This is a genomic window from Streptomyces sp. NPDC041968 (assembly GCF_055589025.1).
This window is the reverse complement of record NZ_JBVJCB010000010.1, coordinates 155,679-179,284: the sequence shown is the minus strand read 5'-3', so window position 1 is coordinate 179,284 and position 23,606 is coordinate 155,679. Positions and strand designations below refer to the sequence as shown.

Below are 23,606 nucleotides of genomic sequence, written 5' to 3'. Positions count from 1 at the left end.
GGTTCGGCCGGTCCACCGTAGCGTGCGCGCAGGTGGTGAGTTGACCGGAGGCGCAAGCCCGTCAGCTGCCCGTGCCGGTCCTGCCCCAGTCCGGCCCCGCCCGTTCCCACTCCTGGTCCAGGCGGGCGTACCGGCGGCGGACCATGCGCCAGACGACGAACCGCCGACCGGCCTCGACCAGGGCCGCGGCCCCCAGGGCGGCGCCGAGCCCGGCGAGGGTGGCGTGCGTCGTGGCGCTGGCGGAGTCGAGCGGCCGGGCCACCGCCCTGCCCTGCCCGTCCGTCCACAGTGCGAAGCGGTCACCGGCGCCGGGGTCGTCCAGGCCGGCCGTGACCGGGCCCTCGTGCCGCGAGCCGTCCGGCGCCGGCCAGCCGGCGAGGACACGGCTGCGCAGGTCCCCGCCGGCCGCGCCCTCCGGGTCGAGGGTCAGCGGCGGACGCTCAAGGGTGCGTATCACGGTGGCCGTCACCCGGTGCCGGGACTCGTGCTGCTCGCGCACCGAGCGCTGGAGGACGTCCTGCACCGCCCCGCCCACGACCACACCGATCAGGGGCGCCACGAGAAGGATCGAGAGCAGTCCGGCCAGGGCCACCCAGGCCTCGGCCAGGTCGGTCCTGCGGCACAGCGGATTGTGCCGCCAGTGCCAGAGCCCTCCGATCGCCCGCACGATCAGCTCCCCCTTCCCGCTCGCCCCGGTCGAGCCGTGCACACGCGGGCCGTCGGGGGACTCCGTCCTGCGCGGACCACCCCCCACCGCGCTTCTCACGCATCTCTCATGAACCCCAACGCCCCAGGCCGTGGGCCGGGTTCCCGCACTCCGGCGCCTGACCGGAATCCGTCCGTGGGGAAGCGACGGGTCACTCGACGACCCGTACCGGGTCGCCGACCCGGACCGTGCCGCGGCCGACCGGCACCAGGTTCTGCCCGAACACCAGCTTGCCGTCGACGCGGCGGTGCCGTCCGAGGCTGTGCAGGGGCTCCCTGCCGCGCCCGGCGGTGCCCTGGTCGGTGGTGGTCACGACGCAGCGTCCGCACGGCTTGGCGACCCGGAAGACGACCTCACCGACGGAGACGAGGGACCAGTCGTCCTCGGCCCAGGCCGCGGTACCGGAGACGACCACGTTCGGCCGGAAGCGCGTCATGGGCAGCGGGCCCTCGTCCGCGTGCTCCCCCTCGGCGATCAGGGAGTTGAGGGCGTCCAGGGAGGCCGTCGTCGTCAGGAGCAGCGGAAACCCGTCGGCGAAGGTGACGGTCTCCCCCGGCAGCCCGTACTGCGGGTCCACGGGCCGGCGGATGGCGGGATGGTCCAGGTACACCAGCCGCACGTCGGTGCCGAGGAAGGCGCTGTACCAGGCGTGCGCGGACTCGTCCTCGGCGGGAACCGCCTCGACCTTGTCTCGGAAGACCTGGGTGACGACGGTGCTCGTGGCGCGCGGGACCGGCACCGTCAGCGGCTCCCGGCCGGGCGCGGACAGCCGGACGCCGCCGCCGGGCAGAAGCTCGACGGCGGCCAGGGCGATGCGCGGCTGCTGGCGTTGCGTGACGACCTTTCCCCCGTCGTCGATCAGCATCCAGCGGCGGTCTCCGGCCAGCCCCCAGGGCTCCACGACGGCCTCCCGGAGCGACAGGCTCCGGGACGACTTGACCGGATGGACGTGAATCGACTGCAGTCGCGCGTTCCCCATGGCGCCATCGTGCCAGGTGGCACCGACAGACCCCGGGGTCGGCTCAGTAGCCGCGGTACTGCTGCTGGTTGTACGGGTCCTGGTACGGCGCCGGCGCCGGCCGGGGTGCCGCGGGACGCATCGCCTCGTACCCCGCCGGGCCGGGAGCGGCCGGCCGGGGCTGCTGCTGGTACTGGGGGCCGGGGTACCCGCGGGGCGCGGTCGCCTGTTGCGGGATGTACGCGGCGGGGGCCTGCTGCAGCGGGGCGGGCTGCGGGGCCTGCTGCGGGTAGCCGTAGGAGGATTGCGAAGGTGCCGCCGGGAGGGCGGGCAGGGCCGACGGGAGGGCCGGCAGGTGGCTGGGCGCGTCGTACGCGGCCGGGACCCGGATCGGGGCGATCTGCGGGGTACCCCGTTCGGCGACGAGGGAGTCGTAGATCGGGGTGTCCGGGAAGGAGGCGGAGTAGTAGCCGCCGCCATAAGTGGAGCGGGGGGAGGTCATGGCACATAAGTTAAGCCCACGATGTGCTGGTTGGGGAGACCGATAAGAGGGTTGTTTTCCGTGTCCGCGGCGCCCTGGTGCCACCAATGGGAGCGAACGCGCCGAAATGGGGCGTCACGTCACGCGTTCCAGGGGTAAAGACCGAGTTCCGGGCGGGTTACCGGCGGTTGTCCCCCCGTCTTCGCACACTCCTCGCCAGGGGTGGGTGGCGGGGGAGCGGGTTGACGCGGAAAACTGACGGACCCGCCGGGAAACGGCCCGGCTCGGTGGAACGCGATGGGGGCGGACATGTCAATGTCGAAAGGGTCCAACACCCCGGTGCCGACGACGGCGCTGCGGGTGGAGCTGGGCTGGCGGTCCGGCCCCGGGGTACCCGACGCGGACGCCTCGGCCCTGCTCCTGGTGGGTGGGAAGGTCCGATCCGACGCGGACTTCGTCTTCTACAACCAGCCGGCGCACTCCTCCGGAGCGGTCCGCCACGAGGGCAAGCGGGAGGCCGGCGGCCGGGTGACCGACAGCCTGCTCGTCGACCTCGCGCGCGTGGAGCCCGCGATCGAGACCGTGATCCTCGCGGCCTCCTCCGACGGCGGATCGTTCGGCAGGGTACCGGAGTTGTACATCGAGGTCCGCGACGCCGCGCGGAACACCGTGGCGGCCCGCTTCGACAACCCGGGCGCGACCGTGGAGACCGCCTTCGTGCTCGGCGAGTTCTACCGGCGCCAGGGCGCCTGGAAGTTCCGGGCCGTCGGCCAGGGGTACGACAGCGGGCTGGAGGGCCTGGCCACGGACTACGGCATCTCGGTGGACGAACCGCAGCAGGCACCGCCGGCCGCCGCACCGGCCCCCACCCCGCCGCCCCCGGCCCCTCCCGTGCCGCGGCCGGCCACCGCTCCGCCGCCCGCTCCGGCCGCACCCCCCGCCGAGCCGGTCCGGCTGACCAAGGTCACGCTCACCAAGGAGGCGCCCTCCGTCTCCCTCACCAAGCAGGGCGGCACCTCCGGCGCCCTGCGGGTCAACCTCAACTGGGAGGTGCGCAAGCAGTTCTCCGGCTGGGCCCGCAAACTGGGCCGCCCGGTCGCCCTGCACGACGACCTCGACCTCGACCTGTGCTGCCTGTACGAACTCACCGACGGCAGCAAGGGCGTCGTCCAGGCCCTCGGCAACGCCTTCGGCGCCCTCCACCAGCCGCCGTTCATCCACCTCGACGGCGACGACCGCACCGGCGCCGTGGCGAGCGGCGAGAACCTCACGGTCAACCTCGACCACAAGCAGTACTTCCGGCGCGTCCTCGTCTTCGTCACCATCTACGAGGGCGCCCGCTCCTTCGCCGACCTGCACGCCACGGTCACCCTCCAACCGCAGTACGGCGCCCCGATCGACTTCTCGCTCGACGAGTGCACGGTCCCCTCGACCGTCTGCGCCCTCGCCCTGATCACCAGCACCGGCAGCGACCTGGTCGTCCAGCGCGAGGCCCGCTACCTGGTGCCCGAGCGGGGCGTGAGCCCGCAGCGCACGGTCGACCACGCCTACGGGTGGGGCATGAACTGGACCCCCGGCCGGAAGTGATCACCCACCCGCGGTGGGTCGGCCCTCGTCCGGCACGACCGCGGGACGTGCGTAGGTGCGGCCCTTCCAGGCCGCACCGCGCCCGCGGTAGTGCTGCACCGCCGAGTCGACCGTCATCAGCAGGTACAGGAACGCCGTGAACGGCAACAGCGGAGCGAGCCACCCCGGCTGCCGGTAGTAGCGGAGCATCGGCAGGTAGGTGCCCGCCATCACCAGCCACGCCGCGGCGCCGAGGACGGCCGCCGCCGCGGACCCCGTCACCGCGCCCACCACCACGGCCACGGGCGGCACCAGGTACACGAGCGCCAGGCCGGCCACGGTGCCGGCCAGCAGCGTCACGTTGTGCCGCAGTTGCGCGTACGCACTGCGCGAGACCATCCGCCACAGGTCGCGCAGCCGCGGATAGGGGCGCACGCTGTCCACCCGGTCCGCGAGACCCAGCCAGACGCGGCCGCCGCGGCCCTTGACGGCCCGGGCGAGGGCCACGTCGTCGATGACGGCGTGCCGGATGGCGTCCGGGATCCGTGCCCGCTCGGCCGCGTCGGCGCGCAACAGCACACAGCCACCCGCCGCGGCGGCCGTTCCCGTCCCGCGGCGCCCGCGCTCCTCGGAGATCCATCGGAACGGGTACAACTGCGCGAAGAAGTACACGAAGGCCGGCACCACCAGCCGCTCCCACCCGCTCTCCACGCGCAGCCGGGCCATCTGCGAGACGACGTCGAAACCTCCCGTGCGGGCCGCCGCCACGAGACGGCGCAGACTGTCCGGGGCGTGCGCGATGTCGGCGTCCGTCAGCAGCAGGTACTCGGGCTCGCGCCCCCGGGCCAGGCCGATGCCGTGCCGCACCGCCCACAGCTTGCCCGTCCAGCCGGCCGGCGGTTCCCCCGGTGAGGCCACCGTCAGCGGCAGCCCGCCGTGCCCGCGGGCCAGCTCGCACGCCAGCCCGCCCGTCCCGTCCGTGCTGCCGTCGTCGATCAGGAAGACCTCGGCCCGCCCGGGGTAGTCCTGACCCAGCAGCGACGGCAGGCTCGCACCGAGGACGGCCGCCTCGTCGCGCGCCGGGACGACGACGCACACCGGGGGCCAGTCGGCGGGCTCCCGCAGCTCGGGCAGCCTGACGTCCGTACGCCAGAAGAAGCCCCGGGCGAGCAGCAGCCACAGCCAGGCGGCGAGAGAGAGGGCGGGAACGACGGTCACGGCGGAAGTCCACACATCGGCGCTCACGTGCGCAGTGTGCCCCACGCCAGGGGCCCGCGGCGGACCATCGTCTATGGTGGCCGGGTGAAGATCGCGCTCATGGACTCCGGAATCGGTCTGCTGGCGGCCACCGCCGCGGTACGGCGCCTGCGGCCGGACGCCGATCTCATCCTCTCCCTCGACCCCGACGGCATGCCCTGGGGTCCGCGCACCCCCGACGACCTCACCGGGCGCGCCCTCGCCGTCGCGGAGGCCGCGGCCGCGCACCGTCCGGACGCCCTGATCGTCGGCTGCAACACCGCCACCGTGCACGCGCTGCCCGCGCTGCGCGACCGGTTCGAGCCCGCACTGCCGGTCGTCGGCACCGTCCCGGCGATCAAGCCCGCCGCGGCGGGCGGCGGGCCCGTGGCGATCTGGGCGACGCCCGCCACCACCGGCAGCCCGTACCAGCGCGATCTCATCGAGAGGTTCGGTGGCGGTGCGGCGGTCACCGAGGTGCCGTGTCCGGGGCTCGCCGACGCCGTCGAGCACGCGGACGAGGCCGCGATCACGTCGGCCGTCGCCGAGGCGGCCGCCCTCACCCCGGACGACGTGACGACCGTCGTCCTGGGCTGCACCCACTACGAACTGGTCGCCGAACGCATCCGCGCCGCCGTGCAGCGCCCCGGGACGCCGCGCCTGGTCCTGCACGGCTCCGCGGGTGCCGTCGCGGCGCAGGCCCTGCGCCGGATCGGTGCCCGTCCCGATCCGGGCGCCCCGGCCGAGGGCACCCTCACCGTGCTGCTGAGCGGACGCGAGGGCGCGCTCCCCGCGGCCGCGCTGACGTACGACGAGGGCCTGCTCCTGCGCACGGTGACACCCGCGCGCTGACCGACGGCACGCCCGGTCGGCCCAGTCACCCTGTGCGACCGAGTACCCGCGCAGCGAAACCTGGGTAACCTCAAAACCATGAGGCATCGCCACGGCGAGACCATCCCCCCACCGGACGTCTGGACCGGACGCGCCACCAACCGGGTCCAGTGGTTGCTGGCGCTCATCGGCGCCGCCTGTGTGGCGTTCGGCATCGCGCTGGCCGTCGAGTCGGCCTGGGAGTCGGGCGTCGCCCCGCTGGCCATGGCCGTCGTCGGCTGCATCGCGGCGGGCCTCCTCGTGCTCTTCGGGACGCTGGCCTTCGTGCACGTCGCCCTGAGAGTCGACGAGGAGTGCCTGGAGGTGCGCTGCGGCCACATCGGCGTGCCCCGTCGCCGCATCCCGCTCTCCCAGGTGGTCGGCGCGGAGTTCGCCCCGCACGTCACCCCGCGTCACTGGGGCGGCTGGGGATACCGCTGGAGGCCCGAGAAGGGCACCGCGGTCGTCGTACGGCGCGGGGAGGGCCTGATCCTGCGCCTGGGCGACGGCCACACCTTCACGATCACCGTGGACGACGCGGAGGCGGCCGTCCAGGTCATCAAGAACCGGCTGCGCCCGAAGGCCCCCGGCCCGTCCGCCGAGCCCGCGCCGTAGGCCCCGCGCCGGACAGCGCGTCCGGCCCGGTCACGGGGCCACCGTGCTGTCGGCGGCGCGCTCACCCGCCGTACACTCCGGGGGGTGACAGCCACCGCAACCTCCGTCGGCGAGTCGGATCGGACGCAGCCGCGGACCACGCCCGCCGCGCGCGTCGCCGCCCGGCTCCCGCGCCTCCTCCCGGCCGCCGCCGCCGCGCTCTCCGGAGTGGCGCTCTACGTCAGCTTCCCGCCGCGCGACCTGTGGTGGCTGGCCCTGCCGGCCTTCGCCGTCCTCGGCTGGGTGCTGCGCGGGCGCGGCTGGAAGGCCGGCCTCGGGCTCGGTTACCTCTTCGGTCTCGGCTTCCTGCTGCCGCTGCTGGTGTGGACCGGTGTGGAGGTGGGCCCCGGCCCCTGGCTCGCCCTGGCCGTGATCGAGGCGATCTTCCTCGCACTGGTCGGCGCGGGCGTCGCCGCGGTGTCCAGGCTTCCCGGGTGGCCGCTGTGGGCCGCCGCGCTGTGGACCGCCGGGGAGGCCGCACGCGCGCGAGTGCCCTTCGAGGGCTTCCCCTGGGGCAAGGTCGCCTTCGGGCAGGCGGACGGCGTGTTCCTGCCGCTCGCCGCGGTCGGTGGCACCCCGGTCCTCGGGTTCGCGGTCGTCCTGTGCGGCTTCGGCCTCGCCGAGGCGGCGCGGTGGGCCGTGCGGGCGCGCCGCACCCGCGAGGTACGGCGCGGCACGGCGGCGGTGGCCCTGCTCTGCGTGGCCGTGCCCGTCGTGAGCGCCGTGGCGGCCCGACCCCTGGTCAGCGACGCGGCGGAGGACGGCACCGCGACCGTCGCCGTGATCCAGGGCAACGTGCCCCGGGCCGGCCTCGACTTCAACGCCCAGCGCCGGGCCGTCCTGGACCACCACGCGCGCGAGACGGAGCGGCTGGCCGCCGAGGTCAGGGCCGGGAAGGTCGACCGGCCGGATCTCGTGCTCTGGCCGGAGAACTCCTCGGACATCGACCCGTTCGCCAACGCCGACGCGCGCGCGGTCATCGACCGCGCCGTCAAGGCGATCGGCGCGCCCGTCTCGGTCGGCGGCGTCGTGGAACGCGACGGCGAACTGCTCAACGAGCAGATCCTGTGGGACCCGGACAAGGGCCCGATCGACACCTACGACAAGCGGCAGATCCAGCCGTTCGGCGAGTACCTGCCGCTGCGCTCGCTCATCGGGGCGATCAACGACGACTGGACCTCGATGGTCAGCCAGGACTTCAGCCGGGGCACCGAGCCGGGTGTGTTCACCATGGCCGGCACCAAGGTGGGGCTCGTCACCTGCTACGAGGCCGCCTTCGACTGGGCCGTGCGCTCCGAGGTCACCGACGGTGCCCGGATGATCTCCGTGCCCAGCAACAACGCGACGTTCGACCGCAGCGAGATGACCTACCAGCAGCTCGCCATGTCACGCGTCCGCGCGGTCGAGCACAGCCGGACGGTCACCGTGCCGGTGACCAGCGGCGTGAGCGCGATCATCATGCCGGACGGGAGAATCACCCAGAGGACCGGGATGTTCGTGGCGGACTCCCTGGTGCAGGAGGTACCTCTGCGCTCCTCCCTGACCCCCGCCACCCGGCTCGGCGTGGCGCCCGAGATCGCGCTGGTGCTGGTCGCGGCCGGCGGGCTCGGCTGGGCCCTCGGCGCGGGTGTGCGCGGGCGGCGCGCCCGTGGCGTGTAGCCGTACGCCGACCGCACGCCCCGCCGGGGCACCGGGGGAGCCCCGGGAGCCCCGTTAGGGTCGGGGGCATGGCTACTCCCGACTTCCTCCTCGACCTGCGCGCCACCGCCGGGCATCAGCTGCTGTGGCTCCCCGGAGTCACCGCCGTGGTCTTCGACGACGAGGGCCGGGTCCTGCTCGGCCGACGATCCGACAACGGACGGTGGTCGCTGATCGGTGGCATCCCCGACCCGGGCGAGCAGCCCGCCGCCTGCGCCGTGCGCGAGGTGGAGGAGGAGACCGCCGTCCGCTGCGCCGTGGAGCGCCTGGTGCTCGTCCAGGCGCTGAACCCGGTCACGTACGAGAACGGCGACGTCTGCCAGTTCATGGACATCACCTTCCGCTGCCGGGCCGTGGGCGGGGAGGCCCGGGTCAACGACGACGAGTCGCTGGAGGTCGGCTGGTTCGCGGTGGACGCGCTGCCCGACCTCGGGCCGTTCGGGCAGCTCCGCATCAAGCAGGCGCTGTCCGACGCACCCACATGGTTCGAGACCACTGACTGCCTCTGAAATATGGGGCGTGCCCACATGGGGTGCGAGGGGGGCCCTCCCTAGGGTCGGAGCATGACCTCGCCCAGTGTCCTCCCGGCCCCCCACGCCCCCTCGCTCGACCTCGGCGGCCGTACCGCCCTCGTCACCGGCGCCGCCGGCGGCATCGGCCGTGCCTGCGCGTGGCGCCTGGCCGCGGCCGGGGCCGAGGTCAGAGCGATCGACCGGGACGCCGGTGGTCTGGACGCGCTCGCCGAGAGCTGCGCGGACCTCCCGGGCAACGTGCAGACCCAGGTCCTGGACCTGACCGACCTGGACGCCGCCGAACGCGCCGCCGCGGGCACCGACGTCCTCGTCAACAACGCCGGACTCCAGCTGGTGCGGCCCATCGAGGAGTTCCCGCCCGACGTCTTCCACACCGTGCTCACCGTGATGCTGGAGGCCCCCTTCCGCCTCATCCGCGGCGCCCTGCCCCACATGTACGGGCAGGGCTGGGGACGCATCGTCAACATCTCCTCCGTCCACGGGCTGCGGGCCTCGGCCTACAAGGCGGCCTACGTGTCCGCCAAGCACGGACTGGAGGGCCTGTCCAAGACCGCCGCCCTCGAAGGCGCCGCCCACGGCGTCACCTCCAACTGCGTGAACCCCTCCTACGTGCGCACACCGCTCGTGGAGAAGCAGATCACCGACCAGGCCCGGGCGCACGCCATCCCCGAGGAGCAGGTACTGACCGACGTGATGCTGCGGGACAGCGCACTGCGCCGGCTCATCGAACCGGAGGAGGTCGCCGAGGCCGTGGCCTACCTGTGCGGCCCGCAGGCCTCCTTCGTCACCGGCACCTCACTCGTCCTGGACGGCGGCTGGACCGCACACTGAACCGCGTGCCGGCCCGCGTCCCCGGCAGCCCTGTGGACAACCCGGACCGCCCGCCCCGGGTTGTCCACAGGGCTGCCAAGGCGACCGTGCGATGGGGAATCCTGTGAGCATGTCCCGCGATCACCTGCAGTCCGCCGAGCGCTCCGTCCACGATGCCGGAGCGCCGGTTGGCGACGCCGCGGACCGGAGGTCCGCCGCCGTCGAGACACCCTTCCTCGAACTGCTGGCCCGGGGCGCCTCCGCCGACGCCTACGAGCAGCCGGAGCTGCTGGCCCGCGCCGAGGGGGGACCGGCGGAGCGACTCGCCGCGCTCGAACAGGCCAAGCGCCTCGCGCTCCGCGTGCGCTCGGAGCTGGAGGGCCGCCGGCGCCGCGAGGCCGAGCTGTCGGCGCTGTTCGAGACCGCCCACGACCTGGCCGGACTGCGCGACCTGGACGCCGTACTGCGCGCGATCGTGCAGCGGGCCCGCTCGCTGCTCGGCACCGACGTCGCCTACCTCAGCCTCAACGACCCGGTCCGCGGCGACACCTACATGCGGGTCACCGAGGGCTCGGTGGCGGCGCGCTTCCAGCAGCTGCGGCTCGGCATGGGCGAGGGGCTCGGCGGCCTCGTCGCCCAGACCGCCCGCCCCTACGTCACCGACGACTACTTCAAGGACGCCCGCTTCCAGCACACCCGCACCATCGACGCGGGGGTCAGCGACGAGGGCCTCGTCGCGATCCTCGGCGTCCCCCTCATGCTCGGCCACCACGTCATCGGGGTGCTCTTCGCCGCGGACCGGCGGGCCCGCGTCTTCGAGCGCGAGCAGATCGCCCTGCTGGGCTCCTTCGCCGCCCTCGCGGCGGCCGCCATCGACACCGCGAACCTGCTCGCCGAGACCCGCTCGGCCCTCGCGGACCTGGAGCGGGCCAACGAGATCATCCAGGACCGCAGCGGTGTCATCGAGCGCGCCTCCGACGTCCACGACCGGCTAGCCGAACTCGTCCTGCGCGGCGGAGGCGTCCACGACGTGGCCGCCGCCGTCTCCCAGGTGCTGGACGGCACCGTCGAGTTCACCGAGGCCGCCGCGGCACCGGCGCACGCCCTGGAGGCGTCCCGTGCCGAGGGACACGCGGTGCCCCACCAGGCGGACTGGATCGCCGCCGTCGCCGCCGGCGACGAACTGCTCGGCGCCCTCGTCCTGCGCGGCCACCCGGGACTCGACCCCGTCGACCAGCGCACCCTGGAACGCGCGGCGATGGTCACCTCCCTCCTGCTGCTCGCCCGTCGCTCCGCCGCCGAGGCCGAGCAGCGCGTCCGCGGCGAGCTGCTGGACGACCTGCTCGACGCCCGCGACCGCGACCCCCGCCTTCTGGGCGACCGCGCCCGCCGGCTGCGCGCCGACCTGGACGCCACGCACGTCGTGCTCGCCGCCCGCCTCGACGCCACCGCACCCGACGCCGACCAGGAGGCGGACGCGCGCAGACGCCTGTGGGCCGCCGCCTCCCACCTCGCCGCCACCCGCCACGGGCTGGCCGCCGCACGCGACGGCGGCACCGTGCTGCTGCTTCCCCTCATCTCCGGGGACGGCGCCACGGACCTGGCCCGCCGTACCGCCCGGCACCTCGGCACGGCCGTCCACGAGGCGGTCACGGTCGGAGCCTCGGCCCCCGTGGAGGACCTCGCCGCCCGCCCCGACGCGGTGGCCACCGCGTACACCGAGGCGAGACGCTGCCTCGACGCCCTGCGTCTGCTGGGCCGCTCCGGTGACGGCGCCGCGGCCGAGGACTTCGGCTTCCTGGGCCTGCTGCTCGCCGGCGACCAGGACGTCACGGGTTTCGTCGAGCGCACCGTCGGCCAGGTCGTCGCCTACGACACGCGCCGCGGCACCGAACTCCTGCGCACCCTGGACGCCTACTTCGCCTGCGGCATGAGCCCCGCCCGCACCAAGGACGAACTGCACGTCCACGTGAACACGGTCGCCCAGCGGCTGGAGCGCGTCGGCCGCCTGCTGGGCGAGGACTGGCAGCGCCCCGACCGCGCACTGGAGATCCAACTGGCCCTCAGACTCCACCGGTTGTCGACACCGACGACACCGACGACACCGACACAGCACTGACCCCTGCACGCACGGGCGGGCGGGGGCCGGTCCCGGAGCGGGTCAGAGACTGCGCGCACCCGGTGCGCGGGAGGCCGCCGCCTCCGCCTCCTGGCTGACCCCGTCCCCGTCCGCGGGGGACGGCTCGACCTCGGCGAGGTCGCGGTGGCGGGTCTCCTTGGCCACACCCACGGCGATCAGCGTCAGCACCACCGAGGCGATGACGTAGAGGGAGATCGGGGTGGAGCTGTCGTACGCGCTGAGCAGCGCGGTGGCGATCAGGGGTGCGGGCGCACCGGCGGCGACCGAGGCGAACTGCGCGCCGATGGAGGCACCCGAGTAGCGCATCCGGGTCGCGAACATCTCCGAGAAGAAGGCCGCCTGGGGTGCGTACATCGCGCCGTGCAGCACCAGGCCCACGGTGACCGCGAGGAGCAGACTGCCGAAGCCGCCGCTGTCGATCAGCATGAAGAACGGGAACATCCACAGTCCGACCCCGGCCGCGCCCAGCAGGTACACGGGACGCCGGCCGATCCGGTCCGACAGCGCGCCCCAGGCGGGAATGACCGCGAAGTGCACGGCCGACGCGATGAGCACCGCGTTGAGCGCGGTCTGCTTGGACACGTCGGCGGCGGTCGTGGCGTAGACGAGGATGAAGGCCGTGATGACGTAGTAGCTGATGTTCTCCGCCATCCGCGCGCCCATCGCGATCAGGACGTCGCGCCAGTGGTGCCGCATGACGGCGACCAGGGGGAGCGGCTCGGCCTCGGCCTTGCGCGTCTCGGCCTGTGCCAACGCCTGCTTGAAGACGGGCGATTCGTCGACGGAGAGCCGGATCCACAGACCGACCATCACGAGGACGCCCGAGAGCAGGAACGGTATCCGCCAGCCCCAGCTGTTGAACGCGGCGTCGGACAGCAGGGCCGTCAGCAGCGACAGCACACCGGTCGCCAGCAGCTGCCCCGCCGGCGCACCGGTCTGCGGCCAGGAGGCCCAGAAGCCGCGCCGCCGCGCGTCCCCGTGCTCCGACACCAGCAGGACGGCTCCGCCCCACTCGCCGCCGAGCGCGAAGCCCTGGACCAGCCGCAGCACGGTCAGCAGCACGGGAGCGGTCGTGCCGATGGTGGCGTGCGTGGGCAGCAGCCCGATGGCGAAGGTCGCCCCGCCCATCAGCAGCAGGCTGAGCACCAGCAGCTTCTTGCGCCCGAGCCGGTCGCCGTAGTGCCCGAACACCAGGGCGCCGAGGGGACGCGCCGCGAAACCCACGGCATAGGTGAGGAACGACAGCAGCGTGCCGACCAGGGGGTCGGAGTCCGGGAAGAACAGCTTGTTGAAGACGAGGGCGGCGGCGGAACCGTAGAGGAAGAAGTCGTACCACTCGATGGTGGTGCCGATGAGGGACGCGGCGACGATGCGCTTGAGGTTGTTCGGAGCTGGTGGAGCGGCTGCGGGCGACGACATCGGCACCACTTCCTGGGGTGTGACGGGGACGTTTGCGTGTCGCCATACCGTAGGAAGGTGCAGGTCAGAGGCGTATGTGGTGGGACACCATAGTTCGGAGGCGAGCTATGCGCGCAGTCCCCATGCGTGCTCACCGAGAGGCGCTTCGGCGGCCTGGAAGGGGGCAGAACGAGCGGTGTCTGTGATGTGCAGTTCGGTGCTGACTGAAACCCCATGTCATCACCCGTCCTCACCCCTCCCATGCTGACTTGGTGCTGACTACGCTGCGTTGAAGTCCGTCATCCGGGACCGATCGGTCAGCCGCTGTCGCCTCGTCCAGCATGGAGCGGGACCTGAGAGCTCGAGACGCCCAAGGGCAGGCTGCCATTCGTGCCCGGCGTTCCTGTAGTCGCCGATCAGCTTCTTCTTGCTGTCCACGCTGATCTCCGGGTCACCGGCGTCCCTGAGATCTCGTGCCTGCTCGTTGAGGTAGCGGAACTGGGCATCCCTGTCGGGGTGCTGAGCACCTTCGAAGGTCTTGGCGTTGGCCTGCAGGCTGAAGCCTTCCTCCCTGCGCAGGCCGGCAACGGTGTCGGCGGAGACCCGGTGCCCCTGGCGGGTGAGCTCCGCCGCCAGCTTCCGGGTCGACTTCGTCGTCCAGCGCAGCGGCGACATCGGATCGCCCCGCTCATCGGGCTCGACCAGTGCGAGCAGCGCCGGCCGCAGCCCAGGATTCAGCTCGACCGCCTTTTTCCGCCCTCCGCCGGGATGACGCACCCGCCCCAACGGGGCCTGACCGGAATCCAGTCCAGTCGCCCCACGCGAGACCGTGGCCTCCCGGACCCCGGCCGCAGCGGCGACGATCCTGATGCCGCCATGCCCCAGGGACAGTGCTTCCGCCCCCATGGCCAGCCGACGCTGACGCTCGTCCAGATGCGGCAACAACACCTGGGACTTCGCCGCCACAACGGCCTCGATCCCCTCCGGTCTCCCCAAGAACAACGAGCCCCACAGCTGGAAGCCACGACTTGTTTCCCGGCAAGCCCTAAGACGTCATGTCACTTGGTGAGTCTGCGGTGGCATATGGGGGTCGCGGTGAAGGCGAGGAAGGGTTCCGGCTTGCGTTCGTAGCGGCGGTGCAGGCGTCGGCAGCCGGAGAGCCATGACACGGTCCGCTCCACGACCCGGCGGTGCCGACCCAGATGCCGGGAGGACTCGACACCCTTGCGGGCGAGACGGTGCCGGATGCCTCGGGATGCGAGCCGTCGTCGCAGGAAGCGGTAGTCGTAGCCCTTGTCGAATGCAGCTTGCCCGGCCGTCTGCGTCGCGGGCCGCGGCGGGAGCGGATGGGCGGGATGCCGCGAACCAGCGGGATGAGGGCCTGGCTGTCATGGAGGTTGGCGGCGGAGATGCCGATCGACAGCGGCAGGCCCTGGCGATCCATGATGAGGTGGATTTTCGATCCCTTCTTGCCATGGTCGGTCGGATTCGGTCCTGTCAGGTGCCCCCTTTGAGAGCTCGGGCGCTGACGGAGTCGATCGCGCACCGTGACCAGTCGAGCTCGCCTGGGGCTCCGAGATCGTCAAGGACCAGGCGGTGGAGCCTGGCCCACACCCTGGCCTCGGTCCACTCGGTGAACCGGCGGAAGGCGGTGACGCCCGACAGTCCGAAGCCCGGTAGAAGTTGGTTCCAGGTGCAACCCGACGTTGCCACGAAGGCGATCGCGGCCAGCACCTCACGATCCCCCCGCCGCCGGTGCCCACCACCCTGCGGACGAACCGGTGCAGGCGGCACCACCCGCTGAAACAACGTCCACAGCTCTTCCGGCGCCATCCGCTCGACAAGCGCAGCAGTCATCACCCCAGACTGCGCAAGATCACGCCAACTGAAATGGCGTCTTAGTTCCAGATTTGACGAGAGCACCGAAGGCGGCTCATGATGTTCGACGTACAACGAACATCGAATAAGGAGTACTCGTGCCTGAGCACATCGACAACTCGAACTTCTCAGGGCATGGCGTGATCGTCACCGGCGCCGGGTCCGGGATCGGCCGGGCCACAGCTGTCGCCTTCGCCGAGGCCGGTGCACACGTGTTCGGCGTGGGCCGCCGCGAAGAGCCGTTGAAGGAAACAGCCGAGGCTCACGAGAACATCGACATCATGGCCATCGACATCCGCGCTGATGGTGCGCCGGCCAAGATCGTCGCTGCTGCCGTGGAGCGGTATGGGCGCCTTGACCACCTGGTCAACAACGCAGGCGCCACAGCGGTCATGCCGCTGGCCGAGACCGACAAGCAGACCGTCGTCGATCTGCTCGACCTGAACATCGTCGCCCCGAGCCTGCTGGCTCATGCGGCCCTGCCGCATCTGCGCAGGACCTCCGGAACCATCATCAACCTCTCCAGCACCTACGGGCATCGCCCCATGGCGGGTGGAGCACACTATGCCGCCACCAAGGCGGCCATCGAACAGATGACGAAGAGCTGGGCCCTGGAGCTCGCGGCCGAAGGCGTCCGCGTCAACTCCGTCGCTCCCGGCCCCACCCGGACCGATGTCATGCTGCACGCGGGCCTCACGCCCGAAGCCGCCAACGACATGTACGCCTATGAGCGCGAGCGTATCCCCACCCACCACATCGCGAGCGCCCACGAGATGGCCCATTGGATCCTCCGGATGGCCGATCCGGCTGGGCGTCATGCGACCGGCCAGGTGATCACCGTCGACGGCGGGCTGGAACTCATCTGACCCGCACTTGGCCGGCCCGACGGCGGGACTGGACGACCGCCCAGCGAGTCTGCCGGTTCCTCGCCCAGCCAGAACCTGTCCGGGCGATCATGTGCAGAGCGGGGGCGACCGCGATTGCTGCGGTGGCGGTGCCGAGGAAGCGCATCGTGGAGGGGGGTGGACCGGACCCGACCGACTCATTCCGCCCATCGTCACCGGGCAGGCACCGAGCTGCCCTCCCGAGGAAGAGCGCGTCGAGGCCATGCTCGGCATCCTCGAACCGCAACTGTCCGAAAGGGCCAACGCCGACTCGTACCGCCTCTCGGTCGAAGGGGGCTCGTCTACGACACCGACCGCAGGTTCCTGCTCGCGCTCCGGCCGGAGGAGAACCGCCCGCATCGGTGGTTCTGCGTCGTGTTCCAGAGTGGGGGACATCATGGGCAAGGGTGCTGCTGGCCTACTCGGCAGCGCACCCTGCCGCCCTGAGTTCCGCATGCTCTCGCTCGACGGAAACGTCCTGTGCTTCCCGACGACGTGGGAGCAGGACATCAGCACCTCCGTGCTGACGAAGCCGCATCGTTCGCAGGTCTTGCGGCGGTGGGCCGAGGCGGTGGCGGAGGGAACAATGGACGAGCCGGACGAGCCACCACTGAGCCTGGGGGCACGCCTGAGCCTGGGGGGGGGGCACGCCGCTGGCTCGACAGCCACTAGGTATCTTGTCCGACTGATCATGCGGAGTCAGGCAGCAGGCTGCCGCGGTCGTGGTGCCGTGGAAGACGTAACCGCGCTTGTCGTACCGAGCGGCAACCGCCCGAGCCTGCTTCAGGCGCTTGATCGCCCGTGTCGCGCTTCCCGCCCCCGCTCCTCGTCGAAACCGGGCGGCCGTCCGCGTGCGAGCCTTTGCGCAGGCGGGCAGCGTGACTGTCGGTCTTCGCCGGAATGGTGTGCCGGATTCCCCGACGCGACAAGTATTCGCGGACGGGGCCGTTGGTGTATGCCTTGTCGGCAGCGAGACCGTCCGGCTTCACACCGGGGGGCGGACGCCCCCGAACCGACCCGCTCTCAGCAGCGCGGTGAGCATGATGGTGGTGCCGTACATCGGGAATACCTTGGTGCTCAGCACGTCACGTGTGCCGGCGTCCGTTGCGTACCGCCCTCACGACCGCTCCAGCAGCGGAGTGGTGCCGCGAGGACGTGTCGGCACCGCTCGATGAGGTGGTTGGTGCAGGCCCGGGTCTCCTGGGTCTTCCCCGCTGTGATCAGGCTCCTCGCCCACCGGGGGACCACGTCGATGCTCAGCCCCGGACTGGCCAGGCCGCCCGCCGCCCGCTGCGTCCGTTCGGGGAGGAGTGACAGATGTGCTACCCCGGACGTCTTGGCGCGGGTAGAAGCCGAGTCCCGCGGGTCGGCTCAGCCGGTGCGGGGAACCCGTCTCGGGATCGAAACGCCACCGAACGGCTGCTCTGACGAACTCACGGCATGGGCCTCCGTCCTCTCTGGCGAGTGACCGATCGGTCCCGCAGCACGAGTCGTGCTCCTGCAGGACTTGGCGGGTTCCCCGTGCGTGGCGTGGGCCAGCCCTGTCCATCCGGCGGTGAGACCGTGCTGCCTTCTGCAGGGGCTACCCGGTCCGGGTTTCCGGACGGCCAGGTTCTCCCCAGTGGGTGTGGAAGGTGCCGGGGCCGTCGGCGCGCTCATAGGCGTGCGCGCCGAAGAAGTCCCGCTGGCCCTGGATCAGAGCCGTGGGCAGACGCTCGGCACGCAGGGTGTCGTACGCGGCCAGCGCCGCCGTGAAGGCCGGGGCGGGGACGCCGCGGCGAGTGGCGGCGACGATCGTCTCCCGCCAGGGCACCTGTGTCTGGGCGATCTCCTCGGCGAAGTCCTTCTGGACGAGCAGGCTGCTCATGCCCGGGTCTGCCGCGTAGGCGGAGCGGACCCGGTCGAGGAACGCCGCTCGGATGATGCAGCCGTCCCGCCAGATCCGGGCGACCGTCGAGAGGTCGATGTTCCAACCGTACTCGGCCGCCGCGCTCTGGATCATTGTCCAGCCCTGGTCGTAGGCGATGACTTTCGACGCGTACAGGGCGCTCTCGACGTTGCGGGCGAACTGGGCGGCCTCGGTACGGCTCAGCGGCACCCTGAGCCCGCCGGGCAGACCACGGTAGGCCTCGCGCAGGGACTGCCGCCCGGACGCAGCGCGGGAGAAGGCGGCCTGCGCGATCGCGGTGACCGGCGCCGCCAGATCCAGCGCCGTCTGCACGGTCCAACGGCCGGTGCCCTTCTGGCCCGCCTTGTCCACCACTACATCCACGAACGGGCCGCCGGTGTGCGTGTCGGTATGTGCGAGGACCTCCGCGGTGATCTCTACCAGATAGGAGTCGAGGCGGCCGCGGTTCCATGCCCGGAAGATGTCCGCGATCTCGTGCGGGCTGTAGTCCGCGGCCTGGCGGAGGAGGTCGTAGGCCTCGGTCAGCAGCTGCATGTCGGCGTACTCGATGCCGTTGTGCACCATCTTCACGAAGTGTCCGGCGCCGTCGGTGCCGAGATGGGCGCAGCACGGCTCGCCGTCCACCTTGGCGCTGATGTCCTCCAGCATCGGACCGAGGACGGCATAGGCTTCTGCGGAGCCACCCACCATGATCGAGGGGCCGTTGAGAGCGCCCTCCTCACCGCCGGAGATGCCGGCGCCCACGAAGTGGACACCGCGTTCCCGTAGGCTCGCCTCGCGGCGGCGGGTGTCGGTGAAGTGGGCGTTGCCCCCGTCGATGATCATGTCTCCCGGCTCAAGGAGCGGGGCGAACTCCTCGATCACGGCGTCGGTGGCCGCGCCGGCCTGGACCATGATCATCAGTCGGCGGGGACGCTCGAGCGCCGCGACGAACTCCTCTGGCGTTGAAGCCGGGGCGAAGGCCCCCTCGTGACCGAAGTCGTCGACGAGTGCCTGGGTTCGGAACGCGGTGCGGTTGTGGAGGGCCACGGTGTATCCGTGGCGCGCGAAGTTGCGGGCCAGGTTGCGGCCCATCACGCCGAGTCCGGTCACACCGATGTGTGCGGTTGCCTGCATGGTGGCGTTGGTCCTTGGGTCGTCGATGAAGAGGGGAGACCCTGGGTGACCGCCTCGATGAGCCTCGCCGCCTCCCGGGTCGGGAGGCGAAGCAGAGGTGTCGGAGCGTGAAACCGGCTGTGGTGGGATCTTCCCCGGATATCCAATGTTCGATGTTCGTGGTACATCGAACACGCTACCAGAGTCGCCAACTCACAACTCGCGGGATCGCACGCTTCTTGCCAGGGAGGGGCGGCTTATCGTGGCCGCGCAGCCCAGAGGCGCCGGGAGACACAGGTTCGGGCACGTCACGGGCGCCACCACCTGCGCCCTGCCGACCGTTACGGTCCCCGTGGACTAGCAGACGATTTTCGCCGGGGGGTCCTGCGCCCTGTCACACATCCGCCGCCCGCCCTGTCACCTTCTGCGTACTGTCGCGCCCACGGCCCTGGAGGAAGAATGTCCCACGACACACACCCCCTCGGCCGGCCGACGGCGGGCGCCGCGGGGACCGACGGCTCCCGCGAAGACGCCCTCGTGGCGGAGTTGGCGGCTCTCGGCAGTGCCGCCCTGGTGGACGCCATGGGCCGCGTGCATCGCCACCGAGCCCATGTACTGCCGCTGGTCAGCCCATGTCCGGAGCGGGTTCTGTTCGGGCGGGCCGCGACCGTGTCCTTCATGCCCTGGCGCGACGACGTGGAAGAGGCGTCGAAGACCTTCGCCGACCTCTTCTACGAGGCGGTCGGCGACGACCCGTCCGGAAGGGTGCTGGTGCTCTCCAGCGGTGGCCACCCGCAGGTGTCTCATGGAGGCGGTACGAAACTGTCCCGGGTCGCCAACCACCGTCTCGCCGGAGTGCTGGCAGACGGTCGGCTGCGGGACTTCCGGCAGCTGCGCGGATACGACTTCGCCACCTGGTGCCGGGGGGAGTCCACTCGCTGGGGCGGTGACACGGTGATGCCGTACGCCGCGAACACCACCGTAGAGTTCGCCGGGGTGTGCATCACCCCCGGGGACTACGTGTTCTGTGATGCCGCCGGTGCTGTGGTTGTGCCGGCCGACAGCTGGCAGCTCGTGCTCGAGACGGCACGCGAGGTCGATGCCGAGGACGCCCGGTTCCTTCGGCAGATCCGAGAGGAAGCCGTACCTCGTACAGCGCGGGCGCTCTGACCGTCCGCCCCGTATCGACGCGGCTGTCCGGTCGTAGCGGTACGGCAGCCCGCGAAGCCGTGCGACGCCTGCACGTGTCGCGACGGGTCATACGCGTCGGCATGGAGCCCGCGGGTCGGAACCGCCCGCGGGAGGTGCGGTCCCGGCCTGCGAGCGCGGAACCGGGCCTCCGTCAGCACGACATCTCCACCGCCACGCAAAACGCTGCTGTTCGAGCGCGTCCAGGTCTTTCGAGGTGACGTCCTCTCTCACGAGGGCATCGCCTTGAGGCGTCTGGCACCTCGTCTCCGCACCCTCGCCCTTCGGGCACCGCATCCTTCCACCTGCACGTCGGCAATCGGCCGGGCGAGGCCGGCTGCTCGACGGCGGAAACCCCCTACGGCTCGGTCTTTGGAGCGGTATATCGTGAGGGTCAACTGCCTGGCGAGTCATCTGAGAGTCACTCGACTGATGTCGTCGTGACAGGATGAGTGCTAGGGGCCGCCGAAGTCTCGACGCCCTTGCACGTACCGCAAGATGTGGTGCTATGGGGGACAACGTGGTCGACTGGGAACACTCGGCTGGGTCGATGCCCGCGTTGCCGGTCCGAGGACTGGCGTGGGAGCGCAAGCGATGATCGGCCGGGATGGGGAGATGCGCATCCTCCACGCGCTCCTGCGTAATGCGGGGGACGGGCAGGGCACCGCGCTGCTCGCATACGGCCCCGCTGGTGTCGGCAAGTCGACTCTGTTGCGGGCTCTCGATGACGAAGCCGCACGCAGTGATTTCCGGGTGCTTCGCACCTCCGGGGTCGAGACCGAGCAGTGGTTTCCCTACGCCGCGCTTCAACTGCTGCTGCAGGGCGCCTCTCGCGGCATCCGGGACTTGCCGGCCGTGCACCGACAGGCACTGAACGGCGTTTTCGGCGCCACGGAGGCTGATCCACCCATCCACCGCGTCGGACTCGCCGTGCTGGAGGTGTTGGCCGACGCGGCCGACCGGCAACCCCTCCTGCTCCTCGTCGACGACCTGCAGTGGGTCGACCCCTCCAGCCGGGACGTGCTCCGGTTCGTCGCTCGGCGTATGAGCGATCTGCCGATCCTGCTCCTCGCCGCCGCCCGTGTCGACTCCGCTGAGGAGTACAGCATGGGTGTCCGTCCGGACATGCGGCTGGATCCGCTCGGCCCTGATGCCGCCGCCGAGCTGCTGGACGCGGAGGCGCCCGACCTTCCGGCCCCCCTGCGCTCGCTCGTCCTGAACCGTGCTGTGGGAAATCCGCTTGCTCTCGTGGAGCTGCCCAAGGCCGTGCGGCGCAGTCAGGGGCAGACGGGGGGTGATCTGCCTTTGACCCAGCGGTTGGAGGCCGCGTTCGCGTCACGCACCGACTCGGCGAGCAAGGAGTGCCGAGCACTGCTGCTGACGCTGGCCAGCGAGCCGACGGCACCGCTGAACACCGTTCTGAACGTCTCCCGCGACCTGTGCGGCTCGCCGGTCTCCCTGCACGCGCTCCAAGAAGCGATCGACGCCGGTCTGCTGGTTCTGAACGGGCGTACTCCTGCATTCCGGCACCCCCTGATGCGTTCGGCGGTCTACACGCGGTCGCCACTCGCCGACCGTCTCAGGGCGCACAGCGCCCTCGCCGCAGCACTGGACGACGCGCCGGACCGGCAGCTCGTCCACCAGGCGGCGGCGGCCATCGGGCCCGACGACGCGCTCGCCGACCGGCTGGAGCGTTCCGCCGACACCATGCAGGCCCGGGGAAAGCTGGCGGCCGCGGTACCGGCCCTGCGTCAAGCGGCCGAGCTCGTGCGCGATCCGTACCGACGGACCGGCATCATGATTCGAGCGGCGGAGCTGGCCGACGAGATCAACGACCGCATCACGACACGCATGCTCCTGGACCGTGCGGACATGGACGCGCTCGGGCCGGTGGAGCGTGCCCGCCTCATGGTGGTCACCGACAGTGCCGCGTTCGAGCCGGGTGCTCCCGAACGACGCATCGAGGAGATGGTCAAGGCTGCCGCAGGTGCCTTTGACGCCGGAGCCCAGGATGTGGCCAAGGACCTGTTGTGGCGCGCTGCGGCGCGGTGCTTCTTCCAGGACGGCGACGCGCGGGTACGGGCCCGCGTCACAACCGAGCTCGACCGCTGGAACTCCGAGCCCAACGCCCCGCATGTGCTGACGGTCCGGGCCTACGCGCAGCCTTACCGGTACGGAGCGCAGGTGCTGGCGCGGCTCGATGCCCTGGAGCCGGACCACGAGGACGGCCGGAGCATGCACTTTCTCGGGAGCGGGGCCATGGGCCTGGGCGATGTCACCCGCGCCGTCGGATATCTGTCGCCCGCGGTGGCGGCCTGGCGGTCGCAGGGCCGGCTCGGACTGCTCGCGCGCTCCCTGGCCGCCAGTTACTCGAGGTCCTATCTCGGTCAGCTCGACCAGGCGCGTGAGGAATCGGCTGAAGGGCTCGCGCTGGCCGAGGAGACGGGCGAATGGATCATGTGGCTCAGTCTCAAGGCCAACGTCGGTCTGGTGGCAGCCCTACACGGTGAGACCGAGGAGTCCGCACGGACGATCCGGGAGATGCGCGCCCACCGCCTCTTCCCCAGCATGCCGTTCGCCGCCGCGAGGGCTCAGCAGGTTGACGGTCTGCTGGCGCTCTTCGACGGCCGCGTCACCGAGGCATACGAGACCCTGGCGGCCGCGTTCGCACCGGGTGACCCGCACTACCACTCGGTCTGCCGCTGGTTGCTGGTCCCGGACCTGGCGGACGCCGCCGTTGCCGCCGACACCGTCGAAGAGGCCCGGGGGCTGCTCGCCGATCTGCCGGAGCTCGCCCGCGAGCTGCCCTCGGAGATGATGACGGTCGCACGGTCCTACGTCGCCGCCGTACTCAGCCCGGACGAGACCGCCGAGGAGAACTACATCGCCGCGCTCGGCGCGCTGCCCAGCGGCTGGACGCTCACGAGGGCCAGGCTGCAGCTCCATCACGGACGCTGGCTGCGCCGCCGGCGTCGCAGTGTGGAGGCCCGCAAGCCGCTGCGCCTGGCCCGGGACGAGTTCGAGCGGATCGGCGCCCGGCCCTGGCTGGAGATGGCGGGCGAGCAGCTGCGTGCCGCAGGCGAAACGGGCCGGCCGCGGCCCGCCGGCAGCGGTAGCCCCCTGTCGGCACAGGAAATGCAGATCGCGGTCATGGCCGCACAAGGACTGAGCAACCGGGAGATCGGACAGCGCTTGTTCATCTCACACCGTACCGTCGGGGCTCACCTGTACCGCATCTACCCGCGCCTCGGGATCACCAGCCGCCGTGCGCTGACGGCAGCGCTGGCCACACTGCGAGCAGGAACCGCAGCCAGCGGAGCCGGCTCCCCCGGGCGAAGCGGCGACGCCGTCCCCGAAGCAGTCGACTGACCTAATCTCCTCCGATCAGGACTTCACCGGTCGGCGTATGTCCCGGGGATCGGCGCGTCGAGGCCGTCGGCGCCCCCGGTGGGCCGCTCGTCCTGCGCCGTCGCTCGACTGATGCGCACGGGGCCCCTCTCGGACGACAGTGGGTCCGGGTCGGAAGCACGGCCCCGACATTGTCCCCGAGTGCCTCGCGGCCTCGGCGCCCGACAGCCTCGTGCCGACTTGGCACCGGAGGG

Annotated in this window: 16 protein-coding genes and 2 pseudogenes; 10 read left to right on the top strand and 8 right to left on the bottom strand. The window is 71.7% G+C overall.

Annotated elements, in window-relative coordinates:
* Window positions 1-61: 61 nt before the first annotated feature.
* The 3 genes from ACZ6EG_RS24545 to ACZ6EG_RS24535 form a co-directional block, all read right to left on the bottom strand.
* The gene (locus ACZ6EG_RS24545) at window positions 62-667 is read right to left on the bottom strand and encodes an Rv1733c family protein (RefSeq protein WP_391969487.1); all 606 of its coding nucleotides are present in this window, start codon (window positions 665-667) and stop codon (window positions 62-64) included.
* A gap of 190 nt (window positions 668-857) precedes the next feature.
* Window positions 858-1,685: an MOSC domain-containing protein gene (locus ACZ6EG_RS24540; RefSeq protein ID WP_391969250.1), complete on the bottom strand. Its 828-nt coding sequence runs from the start codon at window positions 1,683-1,685 to the stop codon at window positions 858-860.
* Between the two features lie 43 nt (window positions 1,686-1,728).
* Window positions 1,729-2,166, bottom strand: a complete 438-nt coding sequence (locus ACZ6EG_RS24535) for a DUF6643 family protein (RefSeq protein WP_356606783.1) — start codon at window positions 2,164-2,166, stop codon at window positions 1,729-1,731.
* 294 nt (window positions 2,167-2,460) lie between these two features.
* On the opposite strand from ACZ6EG_RS24535, the gene ACZ6EG_RS24530 reads away from it, so the two are divergent.
* Window positions 2,461-3,732: a TerD family protein gene (locus tag ACZ6EG_RS24530; RefSeq protein ID WP_391969486.1), complete on the top strand. Its 1,272-nt coding sequence runs from the start codon at window positions 2,461-2,463 to the stop codon at window positions 3,730-3,732.
* On the opposite strand, the gene ACZ6EG_RS24525 is transcribed toward ACZ6EG_RS24530, so the two are convergent.
* On the bottom strand, window positions 3,733-4,956 hold the full coding sequence (locus ACZ6EG_RS24525) for a glycosyltransferase (RefSeq protein WP_469607580.1): 1,224 nt from the start codon (window positions 4,954-4,956) through the stop codon (window positions 3,733-3,735). It lies immediately after the preceding gene.
* 57 nt (window positions 4,957-5,013) lie between these two features.
* Between ACZ6EG_RS24525 and ACZ6EG_RS24520 the strand changes: the two genes are divergently transcribed.
* From ACZ6EG_RS24520 to ACZ6EG_RS24495, 6 genes are all read left to right on the top strand, one after another.
* Window positions 5,014-5,799 (top strand): glutamate racemase, encoded by a 786-nt coding sequence (locus tag ACZ6EG_RS24520; RefSeq protein ID WP_469607577.1) that lies wholly within the window; start codon window positions 5,014-5,016, stop codon window positions 5,797-5,799.
* A gap of 78 nt (window positions 5,800-5,877) precedes the next feature.
* Window positions 5,878-6,432 (top strand): hypothetical protein, encoded by a 555-nt coding sequence (locus ACZ6EG_RS24515; protein ID WP_391969247.1) that lies wholly within the window; start codon window positions 5,878-5,880, stop codon window positions 6,430-6,432.
* An 84-nt stretch (window positions 6,433-6,516) separates the two neighbouring features.
* Window positions 6,517-8,130, top strand: a complete 1,614-nt coding sequence (lnt, locus tag ACZ6EG_RS24510; RefSeq protein WP_391969246.1) for an apolipoprotein N-acyltransferase — start codon at window positions 6,517-6,519, stop codon at window positions 8,128-8,130.
* A 68-nt stretch (window positions 8,131-8,198) separates the two neighbouring features.
* Window positions 8,199-8,678, top strand: coding sequence for an NUDIX hydrolase (locus tag ACZ6EG_RS24505; RefSeq protein ID WP_356606793.1), 480 nt, complete (start codon window positions 8,199-8,201; stop codon window positions 8,676-8,678).
* A 54-nt stretch (window positions 8,679-8,732) separates the two neighbouring features.
* Entirely contained in the window at window positions 8,733-9,533 is an 801-nt protein-coding gene (locus tag ACZ6EG_RS24500; protein ID WP_469607572.1) for a 3-hydroxybutyrate dehydrogenase, read from the top strand.
* 109 nt (window positions 9,534-9,642) lie between these two features.
* Complete coding sequence (locus ACZ6EG_RS24495) at window positions 9,643-11,631, top strand: helix-turn-helix domain-containing protein (RefSeq protein WP_391969244.1); 1,989 nt, start codon at window positions 9,643-9,645, stop codon at window positions 11,629-11,631.
* A 42-nt stretch (window positions 11,632-11,673) separates the two neighbouring features.
* Here the strand turns inward: ACZ6EG_RS24495 and ACZ6EG_RS24490 are convergent, their stop codons facing one another.
* The 3 genes and pseudogenes from ACZ6EG_RS24490 to ACZ6EG_RS24480 all read right to left on the bottom strand — a co-directional run bounded on the left by ACZ6EG_RS24490 (window position 11,674) and on the right by ACZ6EG_RS24480 (window position 14,907).
* Entirely contained in the window at window positions 11,674-13,071 is a 1,398-nt protein-coding gene (locus ACZ6EG_RS24490) for an MFS transporter (protein WP_391969243.1), read from the bottom strand.
* 354 nt (window positions 13,072-13,425) lie between these two features.
* Window positions 13,426-14,046, bottom strand: a pseudogene (locus ACZ6EG_RS24485) (ISAzo13 family transposase); the annotation flags it as partial.
* A 62-nt stretch (window positions 14,047-14,108) separates the two neighbouring features.
* Window positions 14,109-14,907, bottom strand: a pseudogene (locus ACZ6EG_RS24480) (IS5 family transposase).
* Between the two features lie 119 nt (window positions 14,908-15,026).
* Between ACZ6EG_RS24480 and ACZ6EG_RS24475 the strand changes: the two are divergent.
* Window positions 15,027-15,794 (top strand): SDR family NAD(P)-dependent oxidoreductase, encoded by a 768-nt coding sequence (locus tag ACZ6EG_RS24475; RefSeq protein WP_391969242.1) that lies wholly within the window; start codon window positions 15,027-15,029, stop codon window positions 15,792-15,794.
* Between the two features lie 1,600 nt (window positions 15,795-17,394).
* Here ACZ6EG_RS24475 and gndA read toward each other — a convergent pair.
* Window positions 17,395-18,837 carry an NADP-dependent phosphogluconate dehydrogenase gene (gndA, locus tag ACZ6EG_RS24470; RefSeq protein WP_391969240.1) on the bottom strand — a complete coding sequence of 481 codons (1,443 nt, stop codon included), beginning with the start codon at window positions 18,835-18,837 and terminating at the stop codon, window positions 17,395-17,397.
* 438 nt (window positions 18,838-19,275) lie between these two features.
* On the opposite strand from gndA, the gene ACZ6EG_RS24465 reads away from it, so the two are divergent.
* Together ACZ6EG_RS24465 and ACZ6EG_RS24460 are read left to right on the top strand one after the other, a co-directional pair.
* A complete protein-coding gene (locus tag ACZ6EG_RS24465) occupies window positions 19,276-19,986 on the top strand; it encodes an RraA family protein (RefSeq protein WP_391969239.1) in 711 nt (236 codons plus the stop codon).
* Between the two features lie 612 nt (window positions 19,987-20,598).
* The gene (locus ACZ6EG_RS24460) at window positions 20,599-23,373 is read left to right on the top strand and encodes an AAA family ATPase (RefSeq protein WP_469607564.1); all 2,775 of its coding nucleotides are present in this window, start codon (window positions 20,599-20,601) and stop codon (window positions 23,371-23,373) included.
* The last annotated feature ends 233 nt before the right edge of the window (window positions 23,374-23,606 follow it).